Genomic DNA, 18,936 nt, shown 5'->3' with positions numbered 1-18,936 from the left:
CGGCTTGAAACGCCTATGATATCATTGATATCAAATGGAGGCGCGAATGAGTGATCTTTTGATTCGCGATATTTCCGAGCCGATGAAACAGAATATCGCAGAACGGGCAAAGCAGGCGGGACGCAGCCTCTCCGAAGAAGCAAAAGAACTTTTGCAAAAGGCTCTGGTCGCAGAGAAAGCCGCAACGGAGAGCCCCCGATTGTCTGCCTGGGATCTTTTGCGGCCGATTCTCTACGACGGCGATGATAAGGCGGGGGTGGAATATGCCCGTATCATGGATGAGATCGAAGCGGAGAGAAAGAAGGATTTCGGCCGTCCGGTCGAGGACTTTGAATGATCCTCCTTGATACGAATGTCATTTCCGAATTGGAAAAACCTGCACCCGATCAAAATGTTACAATCTGGATGAAGGCTCGGTCAAGCACGGAGCTCTATCTTTGCGATGTCGTGGTGATGGAGCAGTCCTACGGCGCGGAGCGCTTTTTACTTCGCACGCGATCTGATCGCTACGTGCGAATTTTCAATGCGTTGCTTCAGTCGTTTCAAGGCAGGATACTTCGGTTCGATCAAAATTCCGCTATTGAGACAGGACGTATTCGCGCGCATCGTCAGCGCTCGGGGCATCAGATTTCCGTGCAAGACGCCATGATCGCCGCCATCTGCCTCGCGAGCGGGGCGACCTTGGCGACGCGCAACACAAAAGACTTCGAAGGGCTTGATCTCAAGCTCATAAACCCGTTTGAAGGCGGCTAGCGTTTGACCCCGCGGTGCGTGCAGCTACTGCCGGGTTGCTCGAAACCGATATCTTAGCCGGATGGATCGCATGTCGCTCAACATCATTTTCATGGGAACGCCCGAATTCTCCGTGCCGACATTGCGGTCCCTGATCGATGCCGGGCACAAGGTTGGCGCCGTTTATACGCAGCCGCCGCGTCCCGGTGGCCGGCGGGGGCTGGATCTGCAGAAATCGCCGGTGCATCAGGCGGCTGAGCTGTTGGGGCTGCCGGTGTTCACACCGGTCAACTTCAAGGATCCCGACGAGCGCCAGCGCTTCCGCGACCTGGATGCCGATGTCGCCGTCGTCGTGGCGTATGGACTGCTGCTGCCGGAGGCGATCCTGACCGGCACGCGCCTCGGCTGCTATAATGGTCATGCCTCGCTGTTGCCGCGCTGGCGCGGTGCCGCCCCCATTCAGCGGGCGATCATGGCCGGCGACGCCAAGACCGGCATGATGGTGATGAAGATGGACAAGGGGCTCGATACCGGGCCAGTTGCGCTCACATGCGAAGTCGAGATCGGCGACACCATGACCGCTGGCGAGCTGCATGACAGGCTGATGCTTGTGGGCGCGGAGGCGATGGCCGAGGCGATGAACAAGCTGGAGCATGACGAACTGCCGCTGATCGCCCAGCCGTCCGAAGGCGTTCTCTATGCCGCAAAGATCGATAAGGGCGAAACCCGCATCGATTTCGGCAAGCCGGCGGTGGATGTTCATAATCATATTCGCGGTCTGTCGCCGTTTCCCGGCGCCTGGTTCGAGGCTGAAATCGCCGGCAAGTCCGAGCGCATCAAGGTGCTCGGCTCGGAATTGGCCGAGGGCACAGGAACCTCCGGCCAGGTGCTGACGGACGATCTCGTCATTGCCTGCGCCTCTGGTGCGATCAGGCTGACGAAGCTGCAGAAAGCTGGCGGCAAGCCCTTGGCGGCAGCCGACTTCCTGCGCGGCACGCCGATCGCGCCGGGCACCGTGCTCGCCTCGGAGCAGGCCTGATGCCGCGCTACAAAATGACCGTCGAATATGACGGCATCCCCTATGTCGGCTGGCAGCGCCAGGAGAACGGCCCATCCGTCCAGGGCGCGATCGAAGGCGCCATCCTGTCGTTGACCGGCGAGACGGTTTCGATCCGCGGGGCGGGGCGCACGGATTCCGGCGTGCACGCCATGGGTCAGGTCATGCATGCCGACCTCTCCAAGGACTGGAAGACCTATACGCTGCGCAATGCGCTCAATGCCCATTTGAGGATGGCCGGAGAGAAGGTCGCCATTCTCGATATCGTTGAGGTCGATACAAGCTTCGACGCGCGCTTTTCGGCCATTCGCCGCCACTATCTCTATCGCATCATCGCCCGCCGCGCGCCCCTGGCGCTGGAGGCCGGCCGCGCATGGTGGGTGCCGAAGGACATGGATCACGAGGTCATGAATGCCGCGGCGCAGACCCTTGTGGGACTGCACGATTTCACCACCTTCCGCTCGGCGCATTGCCAGGCAAACAGTCCGGTGCGCACGCTCGACCGGCTGGATGTGACGCGCAGCGGCGAGCTCATCGAGATCCGCGCCACGGCGCAAAGCTTTCTGCACAATCAGATCCGTTCCTTCGCCGGCACGCTGAAGCTGGCGGGCGAAGGCAAATGGACGCCCGACGATGTACGCGCGGCGCTGGAAGCCAGGGATCGCAAGGCCTGCGGCCCCGTCGCCCCGCCGGACGGGCTCTATTTCATGCAGGTGGATTATCGCGACGATGCCGGTTTGCCTGGCGAGGGCGAGAATGCCGACGGTGGCGAGGATATGCCGTAGTCCCGTTGCGACTGCCTCAAATCGGCGGATAGACCCCGAGGAAGCGCTGCAGGAAATCCGTCAGCAGCAGGTTTGGAATGAGCAGCATCAGCGTCAGCGTGCCGACGAAAAGCGGATGCGTGCCGCAGATCATCCTGAGGATACGCGCCAGCGCAAAGATGGTAGCCATGGTCAGCGCCAGCGATAAAAGCGCTGCCAAGCCCTTCGAGCCGGGAACGAAGACGATCATGGCGACGAGCAGTGCGTTCAGATAATTCGCCGGCACGAAAAGCCAGTTTACGGTAACGACGATCGGCGTGAACTTGTCGCCGAAACGGAAGACCAAAAGCAACAAGCCGGCGAGAATGGGCGGTATCAGCCAGTTCGCAGCCTCGACCAGTGCCAGGCGCAGAAAGAAGGCGAGACCGGTGGATGTTTCGGGCGGCATGGCGGTCAGATAGGCCTGCTGCCACCATAACCATGAAATGCCGATCGACGGCAGGCTCCAGAGAATGGCCCAGAAGGAGCGCAGCATGCCGCGGTCCGATATGTCCAGATACTGAAAGCCGCGCGCATCCATGCGGATCAGCAGCCATAGGCCGGACAGGTAATATTGGACTTCCCTAAAGGTCGGCATTCTCGAACCAGCGCTGGATGAAGGTCTGGTAAATCTCGGTCAGCGTTTCGAGATCCGAGAGCGCCACCCGCTCGTCGACCATATGCATGGTCTGGCCGACGAGCCCGAATTCCACGACAGGGCAGTAGTCCTTGATGTAGCGGGCATCCGACGTGCCGCCGGTGGTCGAAAGTGCTGGCCTTTGGCCGGTGATGTTTTCGACGGCAGCGGAGAGCGAGGCGATCAGCGCATTGTTGCGCGTCAGGAAGACCTGGCTCGGGCGTTCGGACCATGTGATGTCGTATTTCGTCGGCGGCCGACCGGGGCGCAGCGTCTCGTCGGCGGCCGCCGCGTCCAGGCGGGCAAGGATTTCGGCCTTCAGCGTATCGGCGGTCCAGGTGTCGTTGAAGCGGATGTTGAAGGCGGCGGTTGCCTTGGCGGGGATGACGTTGGTGGCGGTATTGCCGACGTCGATGCTCGTCACTTCGAGGTTCGACGGCTGGAAACTGTCCGTGCCCGCGTCAAAGGGCGGATCGAGCAGCGCTTCCGTCAGCTTGATGATGCTGCGCACCGGATTGTCGGCGAGATGCGGATAGGCGGCATGGCCCTGCACGCCGTGAACGGTGATGAAGCCGGAGATCGAGCCGCGGCGGCCGATCTTGATCATGTCGCCGAGCCGGTCGGGATTGGTCGGCTCTCCGACGAGCGATGCATCCCACGTCTCGCCGCGCTCGGCAGCCCATTGCAGCAGCTTGACCGTGCCGTTGATTGCCGGTCCCTCTTCGTCGCCGGTGATCAGGAAGGAGAGCGAGCCGGCAGGCTTGCCGTTCTTCTCGATATGGCGCGCCACGGCCGCCACGAAACAGGCAATGCCGCCCTTCATGTCGACGGCCCCGCGGCCGAAAAGTTCGCCATCGGCGATTTCGGCGGCAAAGGGCGGGTGGCTCCAGGAGGCGGCATCGCCGACCGGAACGACATCCGTATGTCCAGCAAACATCAGATGCGGCCCATCCGTGCCGAGCCGCGCATAGAGGTTTTCGATATCGGGCGTTCCCGGCTCGCTCGCCGTCATGCGCTCGACCTTGAAGCCAAGTGGCAGCAGCATGTCGGCAAGCGCGGTCAGCGCACCGCCTTCGGCCGGGGTGACGGAGGCACAGCGAATGAGGGTCTGCAGATTGGAGACAGGATCGGTAACGGTCATCGGAGGCAACTTATCCGGCGGGAAATGGCAAAGCGATGGCAAAGGATCGGCGACGAGTCGAAATTCTTTGCCGCGATTCCAGCAATCGCACAGGCATGCTCACCCGGCAAGCATGAGGGAAGCGCGATGTGACGATCGCGCTTCCAAAATCTTACAATTCAATCGCGCAGCAGCTCGTTGATGCCGGTCTTCGAGCGGGTCTTTTCGTCGACGCGCTTCACGATGACGGCGCAATAGAGGCTGGGGGCCGGCTGGCCGTTCGCCATGGTGTTGCTGCTCGGCAGCGAGCCGGCGACGACGACCGAATAGGGCGGAACTTCGCCATAGGTGATCTCGCCGGTGGCGCGATCGACAATCTTGGTCGACTTGCCGATAAAGACGCCCATGCCGAGCACGGAGCCCTCGCGGACGATGCAGCCTTCGACGACTTCGGAGCGGGCGCCAATGAAGCAATTGTCCTCGATGATCGTCGGGCCGGCCTGCATCGGTTCCAGCACACCGCCGATGCCGACGCCGCCGGAGAGGTGCACGTGCTTGCCGATCTGCGCGCAGGAGCCGACCGTCGCCCAAGTGTCGACCATGGTGCCTTCGCCGACATAGGCGCCGAGATTGACGAAGGACGGCATCAGGATGGCGTTGGGAGCGATATAGGCGGAATGACGCACGACGGCATTCGGCACGGCGCGGAAGCCGGCGTCGCGGAAGCGGTTCTCACCCCAGCCTTCAAACTTCGAGGGAACCTTGTCCCACCAGGTGGCATTGCCGGGGCCGCCTTCGACGATCTTCATGTCGTTCAGGCGGAAGGAGAGCAGAACCGCTTTCTTGAGCCATTGGTTGACGGTCCAGTTGCCGTCCGCACCGCGCTCGGCCACGCGAACCTTGCCGCTATCGAGGAGATTGAGCGCCGTTTCGACGGCCTCGCGGACTTCGCCGCGCGTCGAGGTGTTCACATTGTCGCGATTGTCAAAGGCAGCCTCGATGGACTTTTCGAGGGAGGCGAGATCGTTAGCGCTCATGGGAATTCCTTAAAACGTCAGTGCCTATCGTGATTTCCGGCAAGGGTCCGGAAGCGGTCGATTGGTCCTATAGCATGGAGTTTGAAAATGGAATGTCTTTTCCGCGCCGATTGAGCTTGGATTCAAGGCGTTGTAGGGGCATATGCAAGAGCTTGGCTACTCTCGCCCGCACGCGGGAACGGCCCGTCATGATCGATTCGAAAGGCATGAATAGATGAGCAAGGCGAAGAACGGCAGGCTGAGGCGTAAGGACGGGGTTTGGGACCCGTTGAAGACGAGCTCGGCGGACAAGAAGCGGGCCGAGTCCGTGCCGCGCACGCCGCAGTCGATGTCGCCCTCCTACCGGCTTGCTTATGCGGACGAGGATTTTCTGTGCCGTGAGGAACTGCGGCCGATCCGCCTGCAGCTCGAATTGCTGAAGACCGAAATGTATCTGACCGAACGCGGCATCAATTCGACCGTCGTCATGTTCGGAGGCGCGCGCATTCCCGCGCCCGGCACCAATGCATGGGCCGCGCGCAACGATGTGCAGCGCGCCAATCTCGAGGCCGCATCGGTGTATTACGAGGAGGCGCGCAAGTTCGCCCGGCTCTGCTCGCGCTATTCCGCCGGCTTCGACTTCCACGAATATGTCGTTGTCACCGGCGGCGGCCCGGGCGTGATGGAAGCGGGCAATCGCGGTGCGGCCGAAGAAGGAGCGCCGTCGATCGGCCTCAACATCGTGCTGCCGCATGAGCAGGCGCCGAACGCCTATGTGACGCCGGAGCTCAGCTTCAATTTTCACTATTTCGCCATCCGCAAGATGCATTTCATGGTGCGCGCCAAGGCGATCGCGGTATTTCCGGGCGGCTTCGGCACGCTCGACGAATTGTTCGAATGCCTGACGCTGATCCAGACCGGCCGCATGGAGCGCCTGCCGCTCATTCTCTTCGGCGAGAAGTTCTGGCGCAGCATCGTCAATTTCGAAGCGCTGGCCGAATTCGGCACCATTGCGCCTGACGATGTAAACCTGATCAGCTTCGTTGATACCGCCGACGAAGCCTGGAAGATCGTCGCGGATTTCTACGAGCACGATAACGGGCACTGACGACGAAAGCCCGCCATCGCAAAGGCGAGGGCGGGCTTTCGGATCGGGTTGATCGATCGGTTTACAGCAGCGGCCGGTTCGGCATGTCGTCCAGCGAGATCGCGCCGTCATGGTTGCGATCCATGCGGTCGAAGAGCTTGTTGGCGGCGTCTTCGGCTTCCTGCTTGCTGATCTGGCCGTTTTCATCCTTGTCGATGCGATGGAAGAGCATCATGCCGCGCATCAAGCCTGCTTCGTGCATGAAGCGGCCATGCGGCCTGTGATGGCGCGGGCCGTTATTGTCGGCCTGAGCCTCGTCACCCTTGCTCTGATCGTTCTGGGCCTGGTCGCCATCTGCCTTGGCGTGCTCGGCCTTCCATTCCTTGATGCGTTCCTGACGATAGGCGCGTAGTTCGCCGGGGGTGATCTCGCCGTCGTGGTTGGTGTCGATCTGGTCGAAGATCTTGTCGACGCCGGCCTTCACCTCATCCTTGGTGACCTTCGTGTCGCCAGGCTGGCCGAATTGTTTCAACATGCGCACATAGACGATTTCCGGCGAAAAACGAGGTCCATGCCAGCGTCCGCTATGCTCGCCCCGTGCCTCGTCGCCCTGCGCTGCAAAGCTTGCCTGGGCGGCGGCACCCACCAGAAGGGCTGCGGAAAGTCCTGCAAGAAGAAATTTTTTTCCGTTCATCGTTTTTCCTTTCGTGTCGAGGAATGGTCAAACGATACGGCTGGCGGTCGAAAACGACCAATTAAACCTCTGTAAGGCGGATGAAACTTTGGTAACCCCGCCCTAATGAATGGTTAAATCCCTGATGTTAAATCAACGTCTTGAGGAAGCTCGTCAGGTCGTCGGTCACATAGTCGATGTGATCGTCCTCGCCCGTGGTGCGCTCCCACCATTCGACGACGGTCGTCTCGAGGTTTTGGGGCACCAGCAGCACGGTTTTCATGCCGAGCGCCTTGGGCACGGTCAGATTGCGCGGCAGGTCTTCGAACATGGCCGCCCTCTTCGTGTCCACGCGGTTGAGGCTCATGAACTTATCATAGGTCGAGCCTGCGGGTTTCGGCACGTAGTCGGCCGCAACGATATCGAAAATGTCATCGAAACCGTCGAGAATGCCGAGCGCGCCGGCCGTCGCTTGCGCATGTTTGACACTGCCATTGGTGAAGATGAACTTGCGTCCCGGCAGCGCCTTGATGGCGGCGGCCAGTTCCGGCTGGGGCGTCAGCGCCGAATAGTCGATCGCATGGGCCTTTTCCAGGAAATCATTGGGATCGATACCGTGATGGATCATCAATCCCTGCAGGGTCGTGCCGTGCTCGAGGTAATATTGCTTCTGCAGCTTTCGCGCTTCTTCCCTATCCATCTGCAAGAGGGCGGAGACATAGGCGGTCATGTTCCTGTCGATCTGCGCGAAGAGATCGACATGATGCGGATAGAGCGTGTTATCGAGATCGAATACCCAATCGCGGATGTGGGAGAAATCTGATGGTTCGGATAGTGTTTTTGTGTGGCTCATGGAAAGCTTATCGCACGCCCTCTCCCGGGAGGGGAAGGAAAATATGCGTGCTGCAACATACGGGTCATATCGAGGAGTTTGCCGTCCACTTCGATACCCACTATGATTTTACTATTGATTTCCGGGCTTTTACTCTATCCTTCATGTGAGGGAGGGCTTACGCTCTCTCGGGTTGTGGAGAGAGATTCGCCCGGCCGGGCTTTTCGGAGGGGATGCGATGAGTCAGGTGGAAAAGGCGCAAGAATTCGCTCAGCTGCACCGCAAAGGTGAGCCGGTGATCCTTTTCAATATATGGGATGCGGGCTCTGCCAAGGCCGTCACTGAGGCGGGCGCGAAGGCGCTGGCGACGGGAAGCTGGTCGGTCGCTGCTGCCAACGGCTTCGGCGATGGCGAGGCGATACCCTTGTCACTGCTGGCGGTGACCGCCAAGCTGATCTCGGTGACGAGCCCGTTGCCCTTGTCTGTCGATTTCGAGGGTGGCTATGCCGTCGAACCCGAAGACGTCGCCGCCAATGTCGAAAAGATCATGGATCATGGCGCCGTCGGCATCAATTTCGAAGATCAGGTCATCGGCGGCCACGGCGTTCATCCCGTCGAGACGCAGGCGGCGCGCATCCGCGCAATCCGCGAAATGGCCGATCGCCGCGAGATGCCATTGTTCATCAATGCCCGTACCGATCTGTTCCTGCAGGAAACCGATACGGCGCATCATCAGCTCCTGCTGGATGACGCCTTTCGTCGCGCCGATGCTTTTGCCGAGGCCGGTGCCAGCGGCTTCTTCGCGCCGGGGCTCGTCGATCCGGAATTGATCGGCGCGCTCTGCGAACGCTCCCCTCTGCCCGTCAACATCATGGTGCGTCCGACGACGCCTGATAACGAGACCATGGCAAGGCTGGGCGTCAGCCGCATAAGCTATGGGCCAGCGCCGTACCGATCGGTCATGGGAATGTTGAAAAGCGAGGCCGAAGCCATCTACCGGCCGTCCTGAACGGCCTGGCGGCGCCCCACAGCTCTTCCGCGGGGCGCCTGAACCCTTTCACGGAACGATCAGCGTACCGGCACCGTGCTCGGTGAAGATTTCGAGCAGCACGGAGTGAGCCGTCTTGCCGTTGAGGATGACGACACCCTGAACGCCCGCCTTGATGGCGTCGATGCAGGTCTCGACCTTCGGGATCATGCCGCCGGAAATCGTGCCGTCGGCGATCAGCGCGTGGGCCTGCGCCACGGAAAGCTCCTTGATGAGCTGACCCTGCTTGTCGAGCACGCCCGGAACGTCGGTCAAAAACAGCAGGCGCGTGGCGCTCAGCGCGCCGGCGATCGCGCCGGCAAAGGTGTCGGCATTGATGTTGTAGGTCGCGCCGTCGCGCCCGGGGGCAACCGGCGCGATGACCGGGATCATCTCGGACTTGGCGAGCAGATCGAGCAGGGTGCGGTCGACTTCGACGACTTCGCCGACGAAGCCGAGATCGAGCACGCGCTCGATGTTGGAATCCGGATCCTTGATGGTCTTGTGCGCCTTCTCGGCGAAGACCATGTTGCCGTCTTTGCCGCAAAGACCGATCGCCCATTCGCCGGTCTGGTTGATCAGCGCGACGATTTCCTTGTTGATCGAGCCGGCAAGCACCATTTCAACGATCTCAACCGTCTTCTGGTCGGTGACGCGCAGTCCGCCTTCGAATTTCGATTCGATGCCCATCTTCGTCAGCATGGCGCCGATCTGCGGGCCGCCGCCATGGACGACGATCGGATTGACGCCGGATTGCTTCAGGAGGGCGATATCGGCGGCAAAGGCCTTGCCGAGTTCGACGTTGCCCATGGCGTGGCCACCATATTTCACGACGATGGTCTTGTTTTCATAGCGCTGCATGTAGGGCAGCGCCTGTGCGAGCAGGTTGGCTTGGAGTTCGCTTTGGGCTTCGGACATGGTGCACCCTTCGGAATTGTTCGCGGGCCTTTTATCTCAAGTTTTTGACAGAGGGAATAATGATAACGGGATTAAAGCATGTCGCGCAAAAGTGTTCAGCGGTTTTGCGATAACGACATGCGCCAAATCAAATATCTAAAGCGCGAAAAGCGTATCTGAAAGATCGCGCCGTGCTTTTAGAGCGTGATGCTGAAAAGTGTAGGCGGTTTTCGGACGACATCACGCTCTACTTCTTTGATTCTAGAGCGGATTCAGATTTTAGGTCGAACAGACCTAAAATCATCCGGCTCTAGTTGACGCTATGTCACATGAGCGTCGCCGAAATTGATGGCCTTGGCACGTTTGCCGTGGGAGAGTTTTCTTCTAAAGATGGTGCAGGCGTCACCCCGGGGGGGTGGATGGCGAGCGAGGAGATGGAAGCGCTGATCGGTCGCGTTGCCATGCGCGATCAGAAAGCCTTTGTTGTGCTCTATAAACACAGCAGCTCAAAACTTCTTGGTGTTTGCCTGCGTATTGTCGGCAACAGGGCGGATGCGGAAGACGTTTTGCAGGAGGTCTATATCAGGATCTGGCAGCGCGCCGAGCAGTTTACAGCCTCGGAAGGGCCGGCGATGCCCTGGCTGACGACAATCGCGCGCAATCGGTCCATCGATTTCGTCCGCGCCCGCAAGCCCGTGGCCGACGAAATAGACGCAGCCTACGATCTTGCCGACCTGGAACCCGGCCCTGAAGAGCAAGCAATCGTGAAGGGAGAGGGAAGGCGGATTGACAGGTGCATGGAAGAGTTGGAAGCTGATCGCGCACGGGCCGTTCGCAGCGCCTATGTCGAGGGCTTGAGCTACCAAGAGCTCGCCGACCAACACGCTGTGCCATTGAATACTATGCGCACCTGGCTGCGCCGAAGCCTGATCAGACTGAGAGAGTGCATGGACCGATGAGTACGCCCGATCAAAGCAAGGGAGGCCGCTCCCGCGATGAAGTCCTGGCCGGAGAATATGTGCTTGGCGTGCTTTCCTTGGAGGACCGGCAGAAGGTCGAGCGCCGCATGCGCAGCGACCGTCAATTTGCCGCCATCGTCAGCCGCTGGGAGCAGAACCTATCGGAATTCAACGAAGAATACGACGCGGTGACGCCTGGGGCCACCGTGTTTCCGAAGATCGAAAAGAGGATTTTCGGGGAGGCGGCACTCGGCGCCCATCTTTGGAATTCGCTGATGCTTTGGCGTTCGGTCGCCTTCGGCTCGTTGTTCGTGGCAGCCGGCGTGCTCGTCTTCGCCATCACGAATGAAGGCGTCTTGCGGCCTGCCCCCGGCAAGCAGCTCACCGCATCCCTTTCCGGCCAGAACAGCCCTATCAATCTCCTGGCCAATTACGACGTCGCCAATGGGCGTCTGAAAGTGACGCCGATCGCCGCCGGTAAACCGGAAGAGAAATCGCTGGAGTTGTGGCTGATTCGCGGTAGCGATCCTGCCGAGGCCCTGGGTGTCCTGCCGCAGACTGGCGACGGCGAAATCATTCTGCCGCCGGAACTTCACGGCAGATTGACCGAAGGCGCGATCATCGCCGTCAGCGTCGAGCCCTTCGGCGGCTCGCCGACCGGCAAGCCTACGGGCGATGTCGTCGCCTCCGGTACGATCCATTTGCCTTGATGAACGGCGTATTGCGGAAACGCCGCTGCGGCTGAAACTCTTTTCAGCGCGCTCCGTATCTTCTTCCGACCCCGCTTGATCGGGGCAATAGAGGGAAGAGGAGACGTCATGACCAAGACCGTGTTTTGCGTTGCCGCCGTGGCGGCAATGCTGTCTGCCGCAACCAGCCTTGCCTATGCCAAGGATCCCATGGTGGGCGGTGCTGCGATGTTTGCCAGCAAGAACATCATCGAGAATGCCGTAAATTCGAAGGATCACACGACATTGGTCGCGGCCGTGAAGGCTGCGGGCCTGGTCGGCACATTGGAAGGCAAAGGCCCTTTCACGGTCTTTGCCCCCACCAACGAGGCTTTCGAGAAATTGCCATCCGGTACGGTGGAGACGTTGCTGAAGCCGGAGAACAAGGAAAAGCTGGTGAAGGTGCTGACCTGCCATGTCGTCGCGGGCGATGACATGGCCGCCGCCATCAGGAAATGGGCGAAGAGCAAGGGTGGTGAGTATGATCTGAAGACAGTTGGCGGCTGCACGATCAAGGCCATGGCTCAGGGCGGCAGGCTGACTTTGACCGACGAGGCCGGCGGAACCGCTCAGATAACCATCGCCGACGTCAAGCAGTCGAACGGCGTGATCCATGTCGTCGATAAGGTGTTGTTGCCGAAAATGTAATCCTTCGCGGCAACACGGCCGCCGTTCTCCAAAGCGGGGTAGGGAGCGGCGGCCTCATCCGTCGATGCGGGCGTCAGACGTCGATCCCGACCGTCAGCCCGATGGCCTCGCGCAATTCCTGAAGTCCTACGCCTTTTTCCGAGGAGGTGGCGAGGATGCCGGGATAGGCAGCGGGGCGCTTGCGGATTTTTTCGGCGGTATCGGCGAGCAGCTTCGGTATGCCCGCTTCCTTGATCTTGTCGGTTTTGGTGAGCACGATCTGGTAGGACACCGCGGCCTTGTCGAGCAGGTCCAGAACGTCCGCGTCGTTCTTCTTGATGCCGTGGCGGCTGTCGATAAGCACATAGACGCGCTTCAGCGTCGTGCGTCCCCTCAGATAGTCGAAGACGAGCTTCGTCCAGGCATCCACCTGTTCCTTCGGCGCTTCCGCATAGCCGTAGCCCGGCATGTCCACCAGCGCCATCGGCGGCAGGTCGGCGCCTTCTCCGGAAAAGCCGTCGGGCACGAAATAGTTGAGTTCCTGCGTGCGGCCCGGCGTGTTGGACGTGCGCGCAAGCCCCCTATGCCCCACAAGCGCATTGATCAGCGACGACTTGCCGACATTGGAGCGTCCGGCGAAAGCCACTTCCAGCGGCCCTTCCGGCGGCAGAAACTTCATCGACGGCACGCCGCGGATGAAAATCCACGGACGCCCGAAAAGCGGCTTGTCGTCTTTGGTCGTCTGATCTGCCATTCTCTCGATCTTTGCTTGGTTCCGCGGATTGGCTTCAAGCTTTTGTCCGCGAAAGTCAAGTTTTGATCGGCATTTGGCTTCGTGCTGCCGAGCTTCGGTATCGGCCAAGGAGTGGGTAATGACTAGCCGCAGCACTTGGCAGCATTCGCTGATCCACAGGAGGTTGCCGCTTGGGTCTGTTCTGCCAGCCACCGGTCACGTGGCTTGCAGCTGGCCGCGCGGGCAGTGAGTTCGACATACACGGCATCGTCGCCGACGACAGGAGTTGATGCGCAGTAGAGCTGCATCGGCTGCACCCCGTCGCTCACCTCAAAGGTCAACCTCGCGGAGCCGTCGAGCTGCACGTGCTCGGAAACTTTGCGGATGATAGCGGCGAATTTACCCGCCGGCATATGCGTGCGGTTGCCTTCCTCGATATCCCAAAGCTGCACGAAAATCTCAGCCCATGCTTCCGGGTTGGCCCCGCAGTCCAATGCCGAAAACTGCCCGGCCTTAACTTCTGTGACGTGATAGCCCGGCCTCACCGGCCGACCGTCATAGCGGAATACAAGGGGCAGATCGCCGGCAACGGCCAAAGTCTCAAGCAAAAGGCCGAGGTTGATATCCGAAGACGGGGTCTTGTCGATCGCATTCATTTGATGTACTCCATATTTCAACACTTCAAGGATTATTGAAATATGGATGAAGGTCAAGCCCTCGCTTCGTTCGGCGCACTCTCTCAGGAGACCCGCCTGCAGATCGTCCGCATGCTCGTCGTTGCCGGTCCTGATGGGATGGCTGCGGGCATGATTGCAGAGAAGCTGGAGGTATCGCCCTCGAATGTTTCGTTCCATCTGAAAGAACTGGATCGGGCCGGCCTCATTGGCCAGCAGCGGGAATCCCGCTCTATCGTCTACACCGCCAACTACGATGTGCTCGGAGCTCTCGTCCGCTTCCTGATGGAAGATTGCTGCGCGGGGCATCCGGAGGTCTGCGCGCCGGCGGCGCAAGTCGCTGCCTGCTGCGTACCAGCTGCGAGAAATGTTCCATGAATATGCTGATATGGGGCCTGAAGCCATGACATCTTTTCCGCTTTCGCGCCGTCTTATCTCGGAGGCCCTGGGTACGGGCCTTCTGGTCGCGACGGTCGTCGGTTCGGGCATCATGGCGGACAGACTGACGAGCGATACGGCGCTTGCGCTGCTCGCCAATACGCTGTCTACGGGCGCGATCCTCGTCGTGCTGATCGCCGTCCTGGGGCCGATATCCGGCGCCCACTTCAACCCGGTCGTATCGCTGGTCTTTGCGATACGCCGCGAGCTGGCCGCGATGTCGGCTCTGGGTTATGTCGTCGCCCAGATCCTCGGCGGCATTGCCGGAACGATCCTCGCGCATGCCATGTTCGAACTGCCACTGCTGCAGGCCTCGACAACCATCCGCAGCGGCGGCGCGCAATGGCTGGCCGAGGTGGCGGCCACCTTCGGCCTCGTCTTCGTCATCCTCTCCGGCCTGCGGTTTCGCGCCGACGCCGTATCATGGCTGGTCGGCCTCTACATCACGGCTGCATACTGGTTTACCGCTTCCACCTCTTTCGCCAATCCGGCTGTCGCAGTCGCCCGCTCGCTGACGAACACCTTCGCCGGCATCCGTCCTGTCGATCTGCCGGGTTTTATCGTGGCGGAAATCCTCGGCGCATTGCTGGCACTGACGCTTGCGAACTGGCTGCTGATGGAAGCCCGCAATCCTCAAACTCTCGCTGAAACGGAACCCGCCCCATGACCATGGATGTTACGATCTACCACAATCCCGACTGCGGCACCTCGCGCAACACCTTGGCAATGATCCGTTACGCCGGCATCGAGCCGACCGTCGTCGAATATCTGAGCAATCCGCCAAGTCGCGATGATCTCGTCAAGATGATTGCCGATGCGGGTTTGACCGTCAGGCAGGCGATCCGCGAAAAGGGCACGCCCTATGCCGAGCTCGGCCTCGACAATCCGGACTTGACCGATGCCCAATTGCTCGATGCCATGTTGAAGGATCCGATCCTGATCAACCGCCCGTTCGTCGTCACGCCCATGGGCACGCGTCTGGCCCGGCCTTCGGAGGTTGTCCTGGATATCCTGCCCGATACGTATAAAGGCCCGTTCATCAAGGAAGATGGCGAGCAGGTTCTCGACGCCGACGGCAAGCGCCTTGTCTGAACGCGTGCCGCTTCATGCCGTGTTTGCGCTCGGCGTTACACAGATCATCGGTTACGGCACCCTCTATTACAGTTTCAGCATCCTTGCGCCCGATATGGCCATGCAGTTCGCGTGGTCGAGCGAATGGGTCTTTGGCGCATTGTCGGTCGCGCTTCTCACCGGCGGCCTCACCGCGCCGTGGCTGGGCGTGCTGTTCGACAGGATCGGCGCTGCACGGGTGATGACGATCGGATCCTTCGTGGCGGCCGCAGCTCTGGCCGCTTGCGCCCTAGCGCCCAACAAGGCGGTCTATGTCGCCGCACTCATCGCGATCGAGGTTTCCGCCAATCTGGTCCAGTATGGCGCCGCCTTTGCGCTGCTCGTGCAGATCCGGCCACAGGCCGCTTCCCGCAGCATTACCCATCTGACGCTGATTGCCGGGTTCGCCTCGACAATCTTCTGGCCGATAACCACGGCACTTCATGCCCATCTCGCCTGGCAGAACGTCTATCTGGTTTTCGCCGCCCTCAACCTCTGTCTCTGCCTGCCAATCCACGCGTGGTTGTCGCGTCAGGGATCGACGCACGGGGCGAAGGCATCGACCGTCGCTGCGCGCGTCGAGGGGGTGTTGCTACCTGCTCGTCGTCGCCTCGGCTTTGCGATCATGGTCACTGGCTTTTCGCTGATGTCGCTCGTCAGTTCGGCCATCCTCGTGCATCTGGTGCCGTTGCTATCCGGCCTCGGCCTTGGCGCGACCGCCGCGCTTGTGGGGACACTCTTCGGCCCGTCGCAGGTCGGCAGCCGCCTCATCAACATGGTGTTCGGCAAGAGCCTGCCCGCACTGCATCTGGCCGTGATCGCCTCGGCGCTGATTCCGGGCGGGGTGCTCGTACTTCTGCTTTCGGCTCCCTCCGTGCCCGGCGCCATGGCCTTCGCGATGATCTTCGGCATGGGCAACGGCCTCCTCAGCATCGTCACCGGAACGCTGCCTCTGCACCTTTTCGGCAGCGACGGCTACGGGAAGCTTCAGGGAAAGATGATGGCGGCACGGCTGATCCTTTCAGCTCTTGCCCCGTTCGTCCTGGCATTCGCGATGGCGAATATCGGCATCACGCCGTCACTCGCCGTCACGGCCGCTTTGGGCGGGCTTTCCATCGCTGCTCTATCTTCCATCGCGGCATTGCGGTGACCGTTATTGGCGGCGCGTCGGTGCCCGAGTTCGCGTGCGATGGCACCCGCCGCCAAATAACGAAAAGCCCCGCGGAGCGGGGCTTTTGCCGTCATTTCGATGGGGCCGGTTTTCGTTTGAAGAGGCCCTTCAGATTGTCGAAGAGTTCCACCTTGACGCCATGGCGCTTCATGATGATCGACTGCTGGATGACCGAGAGCGTGTTGTTCCAGGCCCAGTAGATTACGAGGCCGGCCGGGAAGCTTGCCAGCATGAACATGAATACCAGCGGCATCCAGTTGAAGATCATTGCCTGGGTCGGGTCCGGCGGCGTCGGGTTCATGCGCATCTGGAAGAACATGGTGACGCCCATGATCAGCGGCCAGACGCCGAGATGCAGGAAGGTCGGAGCCACAAAGGGCAGCAGGCCGAACAGGTTGACGATCGAGGTCGGATCCGGCGCGGAAAGATCCTGGATCCAGCCGAAGAACGGCGCATGACGCATCTCGATGGTGATGTAGATCACCTTGTAGAGCGAGAAGAAGATCGGGATCTGCAAGAGCACCGGCCAGCAGCCGGCAATCGGATTGATCTTCTCTTCCTTGTAGAGCTGCATGGTCGCTTGCTGCAGGCCCATGCGATCGTCGCCGAACTTGGCCTTCAGCTCTTCCATTTTCGGCTGCATGCGCTTCATGTTCGCCATCGAGGCATACTGCCGGCTGGCGAGCGGGAAGAAGAGAGCCTTGACCACGATGGTGGTGCAGAGGATGGCGACGCCGAAATTGCCGAAGTAGCGGAAGAAGAAGTCCATCAGCTTGAACATCGGCTTGGTGATGAAATAGAACCAGCCCCAGTCGATCAGGCGGTCGAAGCGCGGGATCGAATAGCTGGTCTCGTAGCGGTCGATGACCGGAACTTCCTTGGCGCCCGCGAAGATGAGGTTCTTCAGGTCGATCGACTGACCGGGAGCAACCGTGACGGCATCTTCCTTGTAGTCAGCCTGGTAGCGCGGCGTGCCGTCGGTAAAGTGCGAGAAGCGGGCATCATATGCGGTCGACTGCGGCGGCACGATGGTTGCGGCCCAGTACTTGTCGGTCATGCCGAGCCAGCCGCCGGTCGCCTTGGCGGGCGTCGTGGCTTCCTTTTCGGTGGACGCATATTTGGTCTCGATCAGGCCATCGTCGCCGATGACGCCGATGAAGCCTTCATGCAGGACGTAGGCGGAAGGCGTCTCGGGCTTGTTGTAGCGGGTGACGCGGCCGTAGCTCGACAGTGAAACTGGTGCCTGGCCGCTGTTGGCGATCTTGTCGCTCATCGTGAACATGTAACGATCGTCGACGGAAATCGTGCGGGTGAAGGTAATGCCCTTGTCGTTGGTGTAGGACAGCGTCACCGGCGTCTTGTCGGTCAGCTTGTCGCCGCTTGCGAGCGTCCACATGGTCGACGGGCCGGGAACCGCGCCCGTCGCTTCGCCGCCGACATAGCCGAGTTCGGTGAAGTAGCCATCCTTGGTGTCGGCCGGGCTGAACAGCGTGATGATCGGGCTGCTCTTGTCGACGGTCTCGTGATAGGTCTTGAGACGGAGATCGTCGAGGCGGGCGCCTTCCAGGTTGATGGAACCGGCAAGTGCCGGCGTATCGATGACAACGCGCGAGGAAGCGGTCTTGGCGACGGACTGGTCGCGGCTTAGAACCGTCGGCGCCGTCTGGCCGTTTGCCGGCAGCGAGCCGTTCACCGCGGTGCCCGCGGCAGGCGACTGCGTCGTCTGAGCCTGCTGCGTCTGCTGATGCTGCTTGGCGGCCTGCTCGGCCTGGCGCTGCGCCTCGAGGCGCGGGTTCATGTAGAAAAACTGCCAGCCGAGGACAATCAGCACGGACAGTGCAATTGCAATGAAGTAATTGCGGTTGTTTTCCATCATACTTTCCTGGAGCGGTCCGTTTCCGACCGCCGGTGTTTCGGCCTGGTTTCGATGCGGCTTACGAGTTCGCTCGCCAGTTTTTCGAAAGGCGCGGTCAGCACCTCGCGTCGCGCGACAACCACATAGTCGTGTCCGGGCTGCATTGCAAATCCGGCTTGAAGCCGCACGGCTTCTTTCAGCCTGCGCCGCATGCGGTTGCGCTCCACCGCGTTGCCATGTTTTTTGGTAACGGTAAAACCAACGCGGGGTTCGGCGTCGGCGGTCTTGCGGTCCAGCATTTCTATGAGGAAGAAGCTGCCTCTGCGCTTCTCGCCTTCGCGGACGGCAAGAAACTGCGGCCGGCTTTTCAGCCGCCCGACAGTCTTTTTGGGTCGTTCATTCGTCAATTTGCCCGCCATACTGGATCATCGGGCACTTCGGCCCTTAGGCCGAAAGACGCTTGCGACCACGGTTACGGCGAGCGGTAAGAACCGCGCGGCCGCCCTTGGTGGCCATGCGCGCACGGAAGCCGTGGCGACGCTTGCGGACAAGCTTGGATGGTTGGTAGGTACGCTTCATTTATTTAAACACCGCGGAGTGCGGCCCTTCTTGAGCTTTGCTTCAATAGCAAGGAGCGTTATTGATTATGGCGAACGGACTTGGCCCGCAAAGGCAGGCATCATGACCGGACGTCCGCGGGCTTATACGGATCAAGGCCCCGGAAGTCAATTATATGGGCGCAGATTCCTTTGAGTCCGGC

General features: G+C 60.5%; 24 protein-coding genes. 13 read left to right on the top strand and 11 right to left on the bottom strand.

Annotated elements, in window-relative coordinates:
- Positions 1-46 precede the first annotated feature (46 nt).
- From HGP16_RS16955 to truA, 4 genes are all read left to right on the top strand, one after another.
- Entirely contained in the window at positions 47-337 is a 291-nt protein-coding gene (locus HGP16_RS16955; protein WP_168841434.1) for a FitA-like ribbon-helix-helix domain-containing protein, read from the top strand.
- A complete protein-coding gene (locus HGP16_RS16950) occupies positions 334-753 on the top strand; it encodes a type II toxin-antitoxin system VapC family toxin (protein WP_168841187.1) in 420 nt (139 codons plus the stop codon). Before HGP16_RS16955 ends, HGP16_RS16950 begins: the two co-directional genes overlap by 4 nt.
- Positions 754-823: 70 nt before the next feature.
- On the top strand, positions 824-1,771 hold the full coding sequence (fmt, locus tag HGP16_RS16945) for a methionyl-tRNA formyltransferase (protein WP_168841186.1): 948 nt from the start codon (positions 824-826) through the stop codon (positions 1,769-1,771).
- Positions 1,771-2,574 carry a tRNA pseudouridine(38-40) synthase TruA gene (truA, locus tag HGP16_RS16940; RefSeq protein WP_168841185.1) on the top strand — a complete coding sequence of 268 codons (804 nt, stop codon included), beginning with the start codon at positions 1,771-1,773 and terminating at the stop codon, positions 2,572-2,574. Before fmt ends, truA begins: the two co-directional genes overlap by 1 nt.
- Before the next feature lie 16 nt (positions 2,575-2,590).
- Here truA and HGP16_RS16935 read toward each other — a convergent pair whose 3' ends face one another.
- The 3 genes from HGP16_RS16935 to dapD form a co-directional block, all read right to left on the bottom strand.
- Entirely contained in the window at positions 2,591-3,190 is a 600-nt protein-coding gene (locus HGP16_RS16935) for a hypothetical protein (RefSeq protein WP_168841184.1), read from the bottom strand.
- Positions 3,177-4,370, bottom strand: coding sequence for a succinyl-diaminopimelate desuccinylase (dapE, locus tag HGP16_RS16930; RefSeq protein WP_168841183.1), 1,194 nt, complete (start codon positions 4,368-4,370; stop codon positions 3,177-3,179). Before dapE ends, HGP16_RS16935 begins: the two co-directional genes overlap by 14 nt.
- Positions 4,371-4,528: 158 nt before the next feature.
- On the bottom strand, positions 4,529-5,386 hold the full coding sequence (dapD, locus tag HGP16_RS16925) for a 2,3,4,5-tetrahydropyridine-2,6-dicarboxylate N-succinyltransferase (protein ID WP_168841182.1): 858 nt from the start codon (positions 5,384-5,386) through the stop codon (positions 4,529-4,531).
- Positions 5,387-5,600: 214 nt separating this feature from the next.
- Between dapD and HGP16_RS16920 the strand changes: the two genes are divergently transcribed.
- Positions 5,601-6,473 carry an LOG family protein gene (locus tag HGP16_RS16920; protein ID WP_168841181.1) on the top strand — a complete coding sequence of 291 codons (873 nt, stop codon included), beginning with the start codon at positions 5,601-5,603 and terminating at the stop codon, positions 6,471-6,473.
- Positions 6,474-6,534: 61 nt separating this feature from the next.
- Here HGP16_RS16920 and HGP16_RS16915 read toward each other — a convergent pair whose 3' ends face one another.
- Positions 6,535-7,146, bottom strand: a complete 612-nt coding sequence (locus tag HGP16_RS16915) for an EF-hand domain-containing protein (protein WP_168841180.1) — start codon at positions 7,144-7,146, stop codon at positions 6,535-6,537.
- Between the two features lie 127 nt (positions 7,147-7,273).
- Complete coding sequence (locus HGP16_RS16910; protein WP_168841179.1) at positions 7,274-7,978, bottom strand: pyrimidine 5'-nucleotidase; 705 nt, start codon at positions 7,976-7,978, stop codon at positions 7,274-7,276.
- 217 nt (positions 7,979-8,195) lie between these two features.
- On the opposite strand from HGP16_RS16910, the gene HGP16_RS16905 reads away from it, so the two are divergent.
- Complete coding sequence (locus HGP16_RS16905; protein ID WP_168841178.1) at positions 8,196-8,966, top strand: isocitrate lyase/phosphoenolpyruvate mutase family protein; 771 nt, start codon at positions 8,196-8,198, stop codon at positions 8,964-8,966.
- A gap of 48 nt (positions 8,967-9,014) precedes the next feature.
- Here the strand turns inward: HGP16_RS16905 and argB are convergent, their stop codons facing one another.
- A complete protein-coding gene (gene argB, locus HGP16_RS16900) occupies positions 9,015-9,902 on the bottom strand; it encodes an acetylglutamate kinase (protein WP_120662855.1) in 888 nt (295 codons plus the stop codon).
- 398 nt (positions 9,903-10,300) lie between these two features.
- Here argB and HGP16_RS16895 point away from each other — a divergent pair, with 398 nt between their 5' ends.
- The 3 genes from HGP16_RS16895 to HGP16_RS16885 all read left to right on the top strand — a co-directional run bounded on the left by HGP16_RS16895 (position 10,301) and on the right by HGP16_RS16885 (position 12,216).
- Positions 10,301-10,840, top strand: a complete 540-nt coding sequence (locus tag HGP16_RS16895) for a sigma-70 family RNA polymerase sigma factor (protein ID WP_168841433.1) — start codon at positions 10,301-10,303, stop codon at positions 10,838-10,840.
- On the top strand, positions 10,837-11,550 hold the full coding sequence (locus HGP16_RS16890; RefSeq protein WP_168841177.1) for an anti-sigma factor domain-containing protein: 714 nt from the start codon (positions 10,837-10,839) through the stop codon (positions 11,548-11,550). The genes HGP16_RS16895 and HGP16_RS16890 overlap by 4 nt, the downstream gene beginning before the upstream one ends.
- A 108-nt stretch (positions 11,551-11,658) precedes the next feature.
- Positions 11,659-12,216 (top strand): fasciclin domain-containing protein, encoded by a 558-nt coding sequence (locus HGP16_RS16885; RefSeq protein WP_168841176.1) that lies wholly within the window; start codon positions 11,659-11,661, stop codon positions 12,214-12,216.
- A gap of 73 nt (positions 12,217-12,289) precedes the next feature.
- Here HGP16_RS16885 and yihA read toward each other — a convergent pair whose 3' ends face one another.
- Positions 12,290-12,949 carry a ribosome biogenesis GTP-binding protein YihA/YsxC gene (gene yihA / locus HGP16_RS16880; RefSeq protein WP_168841175.1) on the bottom strand — a complete coding sequence of 220 codons (660 nt, stop codon included), beginning with the start codon at positions 12,947-12,949 and terminating at the stop codon, positions 12,290-12,292.
- A 122-nt stretch (positions 12,950-13,071) separates the two neighbouring features.
- Positions 13,072-13,584 carry a DUF6428 family protein gene (locus HGP16_RS16875; RefSeq protein ID WP_168841174.1) on the bottom strand — a complete coding sequence of 171 codons (513 nt, stop codon included), beginning with the start codon at positions 13,582-13,584 and terminating at the stop codon, positions 13,072-13,074.
- Between the two features lie 42 nt (positions 13,585-13,626).
- Here HGP16_RS16875 and HGP16_RS16870 point away from each other — a divergent pair, with 42 nt between their 5' ends.
- From HGP16_RS16870 to arsK, 4 genes are read left to right on the top strand one after another with little or no spacing between them, the layout of a single operon-like run.
- Positions 13,627-13,980, top strand: coding sequence for a helix-turn-helix transcriptional regulator (locus HGP16_RS16870; RefSeq protein WP_168841173.1), 354 nt, complete (start codon positions 13,627-13,629; stop codon positions 13,978-13,980).
- Between the two features lie 25 nt (positions 13,981-14,005).
- The gene (locus tag HGP16_RS16865) at positions 14,006-14,707 is read left to right on the top strand and encodes an MIP/aquaporin family protein (RefSeq protein WP_168841172.1); all 702 of its coding nucleotides are present in this window, start codon (positions 14,006-14,008) and stop codon (positions 14,705-14,707) included.
- Positions 14,704-15,132, top strand: a complete 429-nt coding sequence (gene arsC / locus HGP16_RS16860) for an arsenate reductase (glutaredoxin) (protein WP_168841171.1) — start codon at positions 14,704-14,706, stop codon at positions 15,130-15,132. The genes HGP16_RS16865 and arsC overlap by 4 nt, the downstream gene beginning before the upstream one ends.
- Positions 15,089-16,300: an arsenite efflux MFS transporter ArsK gene (gene arsK / locus HGP16_RS16855; RefSeq protein ID WP_168841170.1), complete on the top strand. Its 1,212-nt coding sequence runs from the start codon at positions 15,089-15,091 to the stop codon at positions 16,298-16,300. The genes arsC and arsK overlap by 44 nt, the downstream gene beginning before the upstream one ends.
- Positions 16,301-16,391: 91 nt before the next feature.
- On the opposite strand, the gene yidC is transcribed toward arsK, so the two are convergent.
- From yidC to rpmH, 3 genes are read right to left on the bottom strand one after another with little or no spacing between them, the layout of a single operon-like run.
- Positions 16,392-18,194, bottom strand: coding sequence for a membrane protein insertase YidC (gene yidC, locus HGP16_RS16850; RefSeq protein WP_168841432.1), 1,803 nt, complete (start codon positions 18,192-18,194; stop codon positions 16,392-16,394).
- On the bottom strand, positions 18,194-18,595 hold the full coding sequence (gene rnpA / locus HGP16_RS16845) for a ribonuclease P protein component (RefSeq protein ID WP_168841169.1): 402 nt from the start codon (positions 18,593-18,595) through the stop codon (positions 18,194-18,196). The genes yidC and rnpA overlap by 1 nt, the downstream gene beginning before the upstream one ends.
- Positions 18,596-18,620: 25 nt before the next feature.
- Entirely contained in the window at positions 18,621-18,755 is a 135-nt protein-coding gene (gene rpmH / locus HGP16_RS16840; protein ID WP_149632926.1) for a 50S ribosomal protein L34, read from the bottom strand.
- Between the last annotated feature and the right edge of the window lie 181 nt (positions 18,756-18,936).

Source organism: Rhizobium sp. P40RR-XXII (genome assembly GCF_012641405.1).
GTDB lineage: Bacteria > Pseudomonadota > Alphaproteobacteria > Rhizobiales > Rhizobiaceae > Rhizobium.
The sequence above is the reverse complement of the archived record's forward strand: the minus strand, read 5'-3'. Positions and strand labels throughout refer to the sequence as shown.

Coding starts and splice junctions, on each gene's coding strand:
- HGP16_RS16955 (WP_168841434.1), top strand. CDS start 47: ATGAGTGATCTTTTGATTCGCGATATTTCCGAGCCGATGAAACAGAAT.
- HGP16_RS16950 (WP_168841187.1), top strand. CDS start 334: ATGATCCTCCTTGATACGAATGTCATTTCCGAATTGGAAAAACCTGCA.
- fmt (WP_168841186.1), top strand. CDS start 824: ATGTCGCTCAACATCATTTTCATGGGAACGCCCGAATTCTCCGTGCCG.
- truA (WP_168841185.1), top strand. CDS start 1,771: ATGCCGCGCTACAAAATGACCGTCGAATATGACGGCATCCCCTATGTC.
- HGP16_RS16935 (WP_168841184.1), bottom strand. CDS start 3,190: ATGCCGACCTTTAGGGAAGTCCAATATTACCTGTCCGGCCTATGGCTG.
- dapE (WP_168841183.1), bottom strand. CDS start 4,370: ATGACCGTTACCGATCCTGTCTCCAATCTGCAGACCCTCATTCGCTGT.
- dapD (WP_168841182.1), bottom strand. CDS start 5,386: ATGAGCGCTAACGATCTCGCCTCCCTCGAAAAGTCCATCGAGGCTGCC.
- HGP16_RS16920 (WP_168841181.1), top strand. CDS start 5,601: ATGAGCAAGGCGAAGAACGGCAGGCTGAGGCGTAAGGACGGGGTTTGG.
- HGP16_RS16915 (WP_168841180.1), bottom strand. CDS start 7,146: ATGAACGGAAAAAAATTTCTTCTTGCAGGACTTTCCGCAGCCCTTCTG.
- HGP16_RS16910 (WP_168841179.1), bottom strand. CDS start 7,978: ATGAGCCACACAAAAACACTATCCGAACCATCAGATTTCTCCCACATC.
- HGP16_RS16905 (WP_168841178.1), top strand. CDS start 8,196: ATGAGTCAGGTGGAAAAGGCGCAAGAATTCGCTCAGCTGCACCGCAAA.
- argB (WP_120662855.1), bottom strand. CDS start 9,902: ATGTCCGAAGCCCAAAGCGAACTCCAAGCCAACCTGCTCGCACAGGCG.
- HGP16_RS16895 (WP_168841433.1), top strand. CDS start 10,301: ATGGCGAGCGAGGAGATGGAAGCGCTGATCGGTCGCGTTGCCATGCGC.
- HGP16_RS16890 (WP_168841177.1), top strand. CDS start 10,837: ATGAGTACGCCCGATCAAAGCAAGGGAGGCCGCTCCCGCGATGAAGTC.
- HGP16_RS16885 (WP_168841176.1), top strand. CDS start 11,659: ATGACCAAGACCGTGTTTTGCGTTGCCGCCGTGGCGGCAATGCTGTCT.
- yihA (WP_168841175.1), bottom strand. CDS start 12,949: ATGGCAGATCAGACGACCAAAGACGACAAGCCGCTTTTCGGGCGTCCG.
- HGP16_RS16875 (WP_168841174.1), bottom strand. CDS start 13,584: ATGAATGCGATCGACAAGACCCCGTCTTCGGATATCAACCTCGGCCTT.
- HGP16_RS16870 (WP_168841173.1), top strand. CDS start 13,627: ATGGATGAAGGTCAAGCCCTCGCTTCGTTCGGCGCACTCTCTCAGGAG.
- HGP16_RS16865 (WP_168841172.1), top strand. CDS start 14,006: ATGACATCTTTTCCGCTTTCGCGCCGTCTTATCTCGGAGGCCCTGGGT.
- arsC (WP_168841171.1), top strand. CDS start 14,704: ATGACCATGGATGTTACGATCTACCACAATCCCGACTGCGGCACCTCG.
- arsK (WP_168841170.1), top strand. CDS start 15,089: ATGGCGAGCAGGTTCTCGACGCCGACGGCAAGCGCCTTGTCTGAACGC.
- yidC (WP_168841432.1), bottom strand. CDS start 18,194: ATGGAAAACAACCGCAATTACTTCATTGCAATTGCACTGTCCGTGCTG.
- rnpA (WP_168841169.1), bottom strand. CDS start 18,595: ATGGCGGGCAAATTGACGAATGAACGACCCAAAAAGACTGTCGGGCGG.
- rpmH (WP_149632926.1), bottom strand. CDS start 18,755: ATGAAGCGTACCTACCAACCATCCAAGCTTGTCCGCAAGCGTCGCCAC.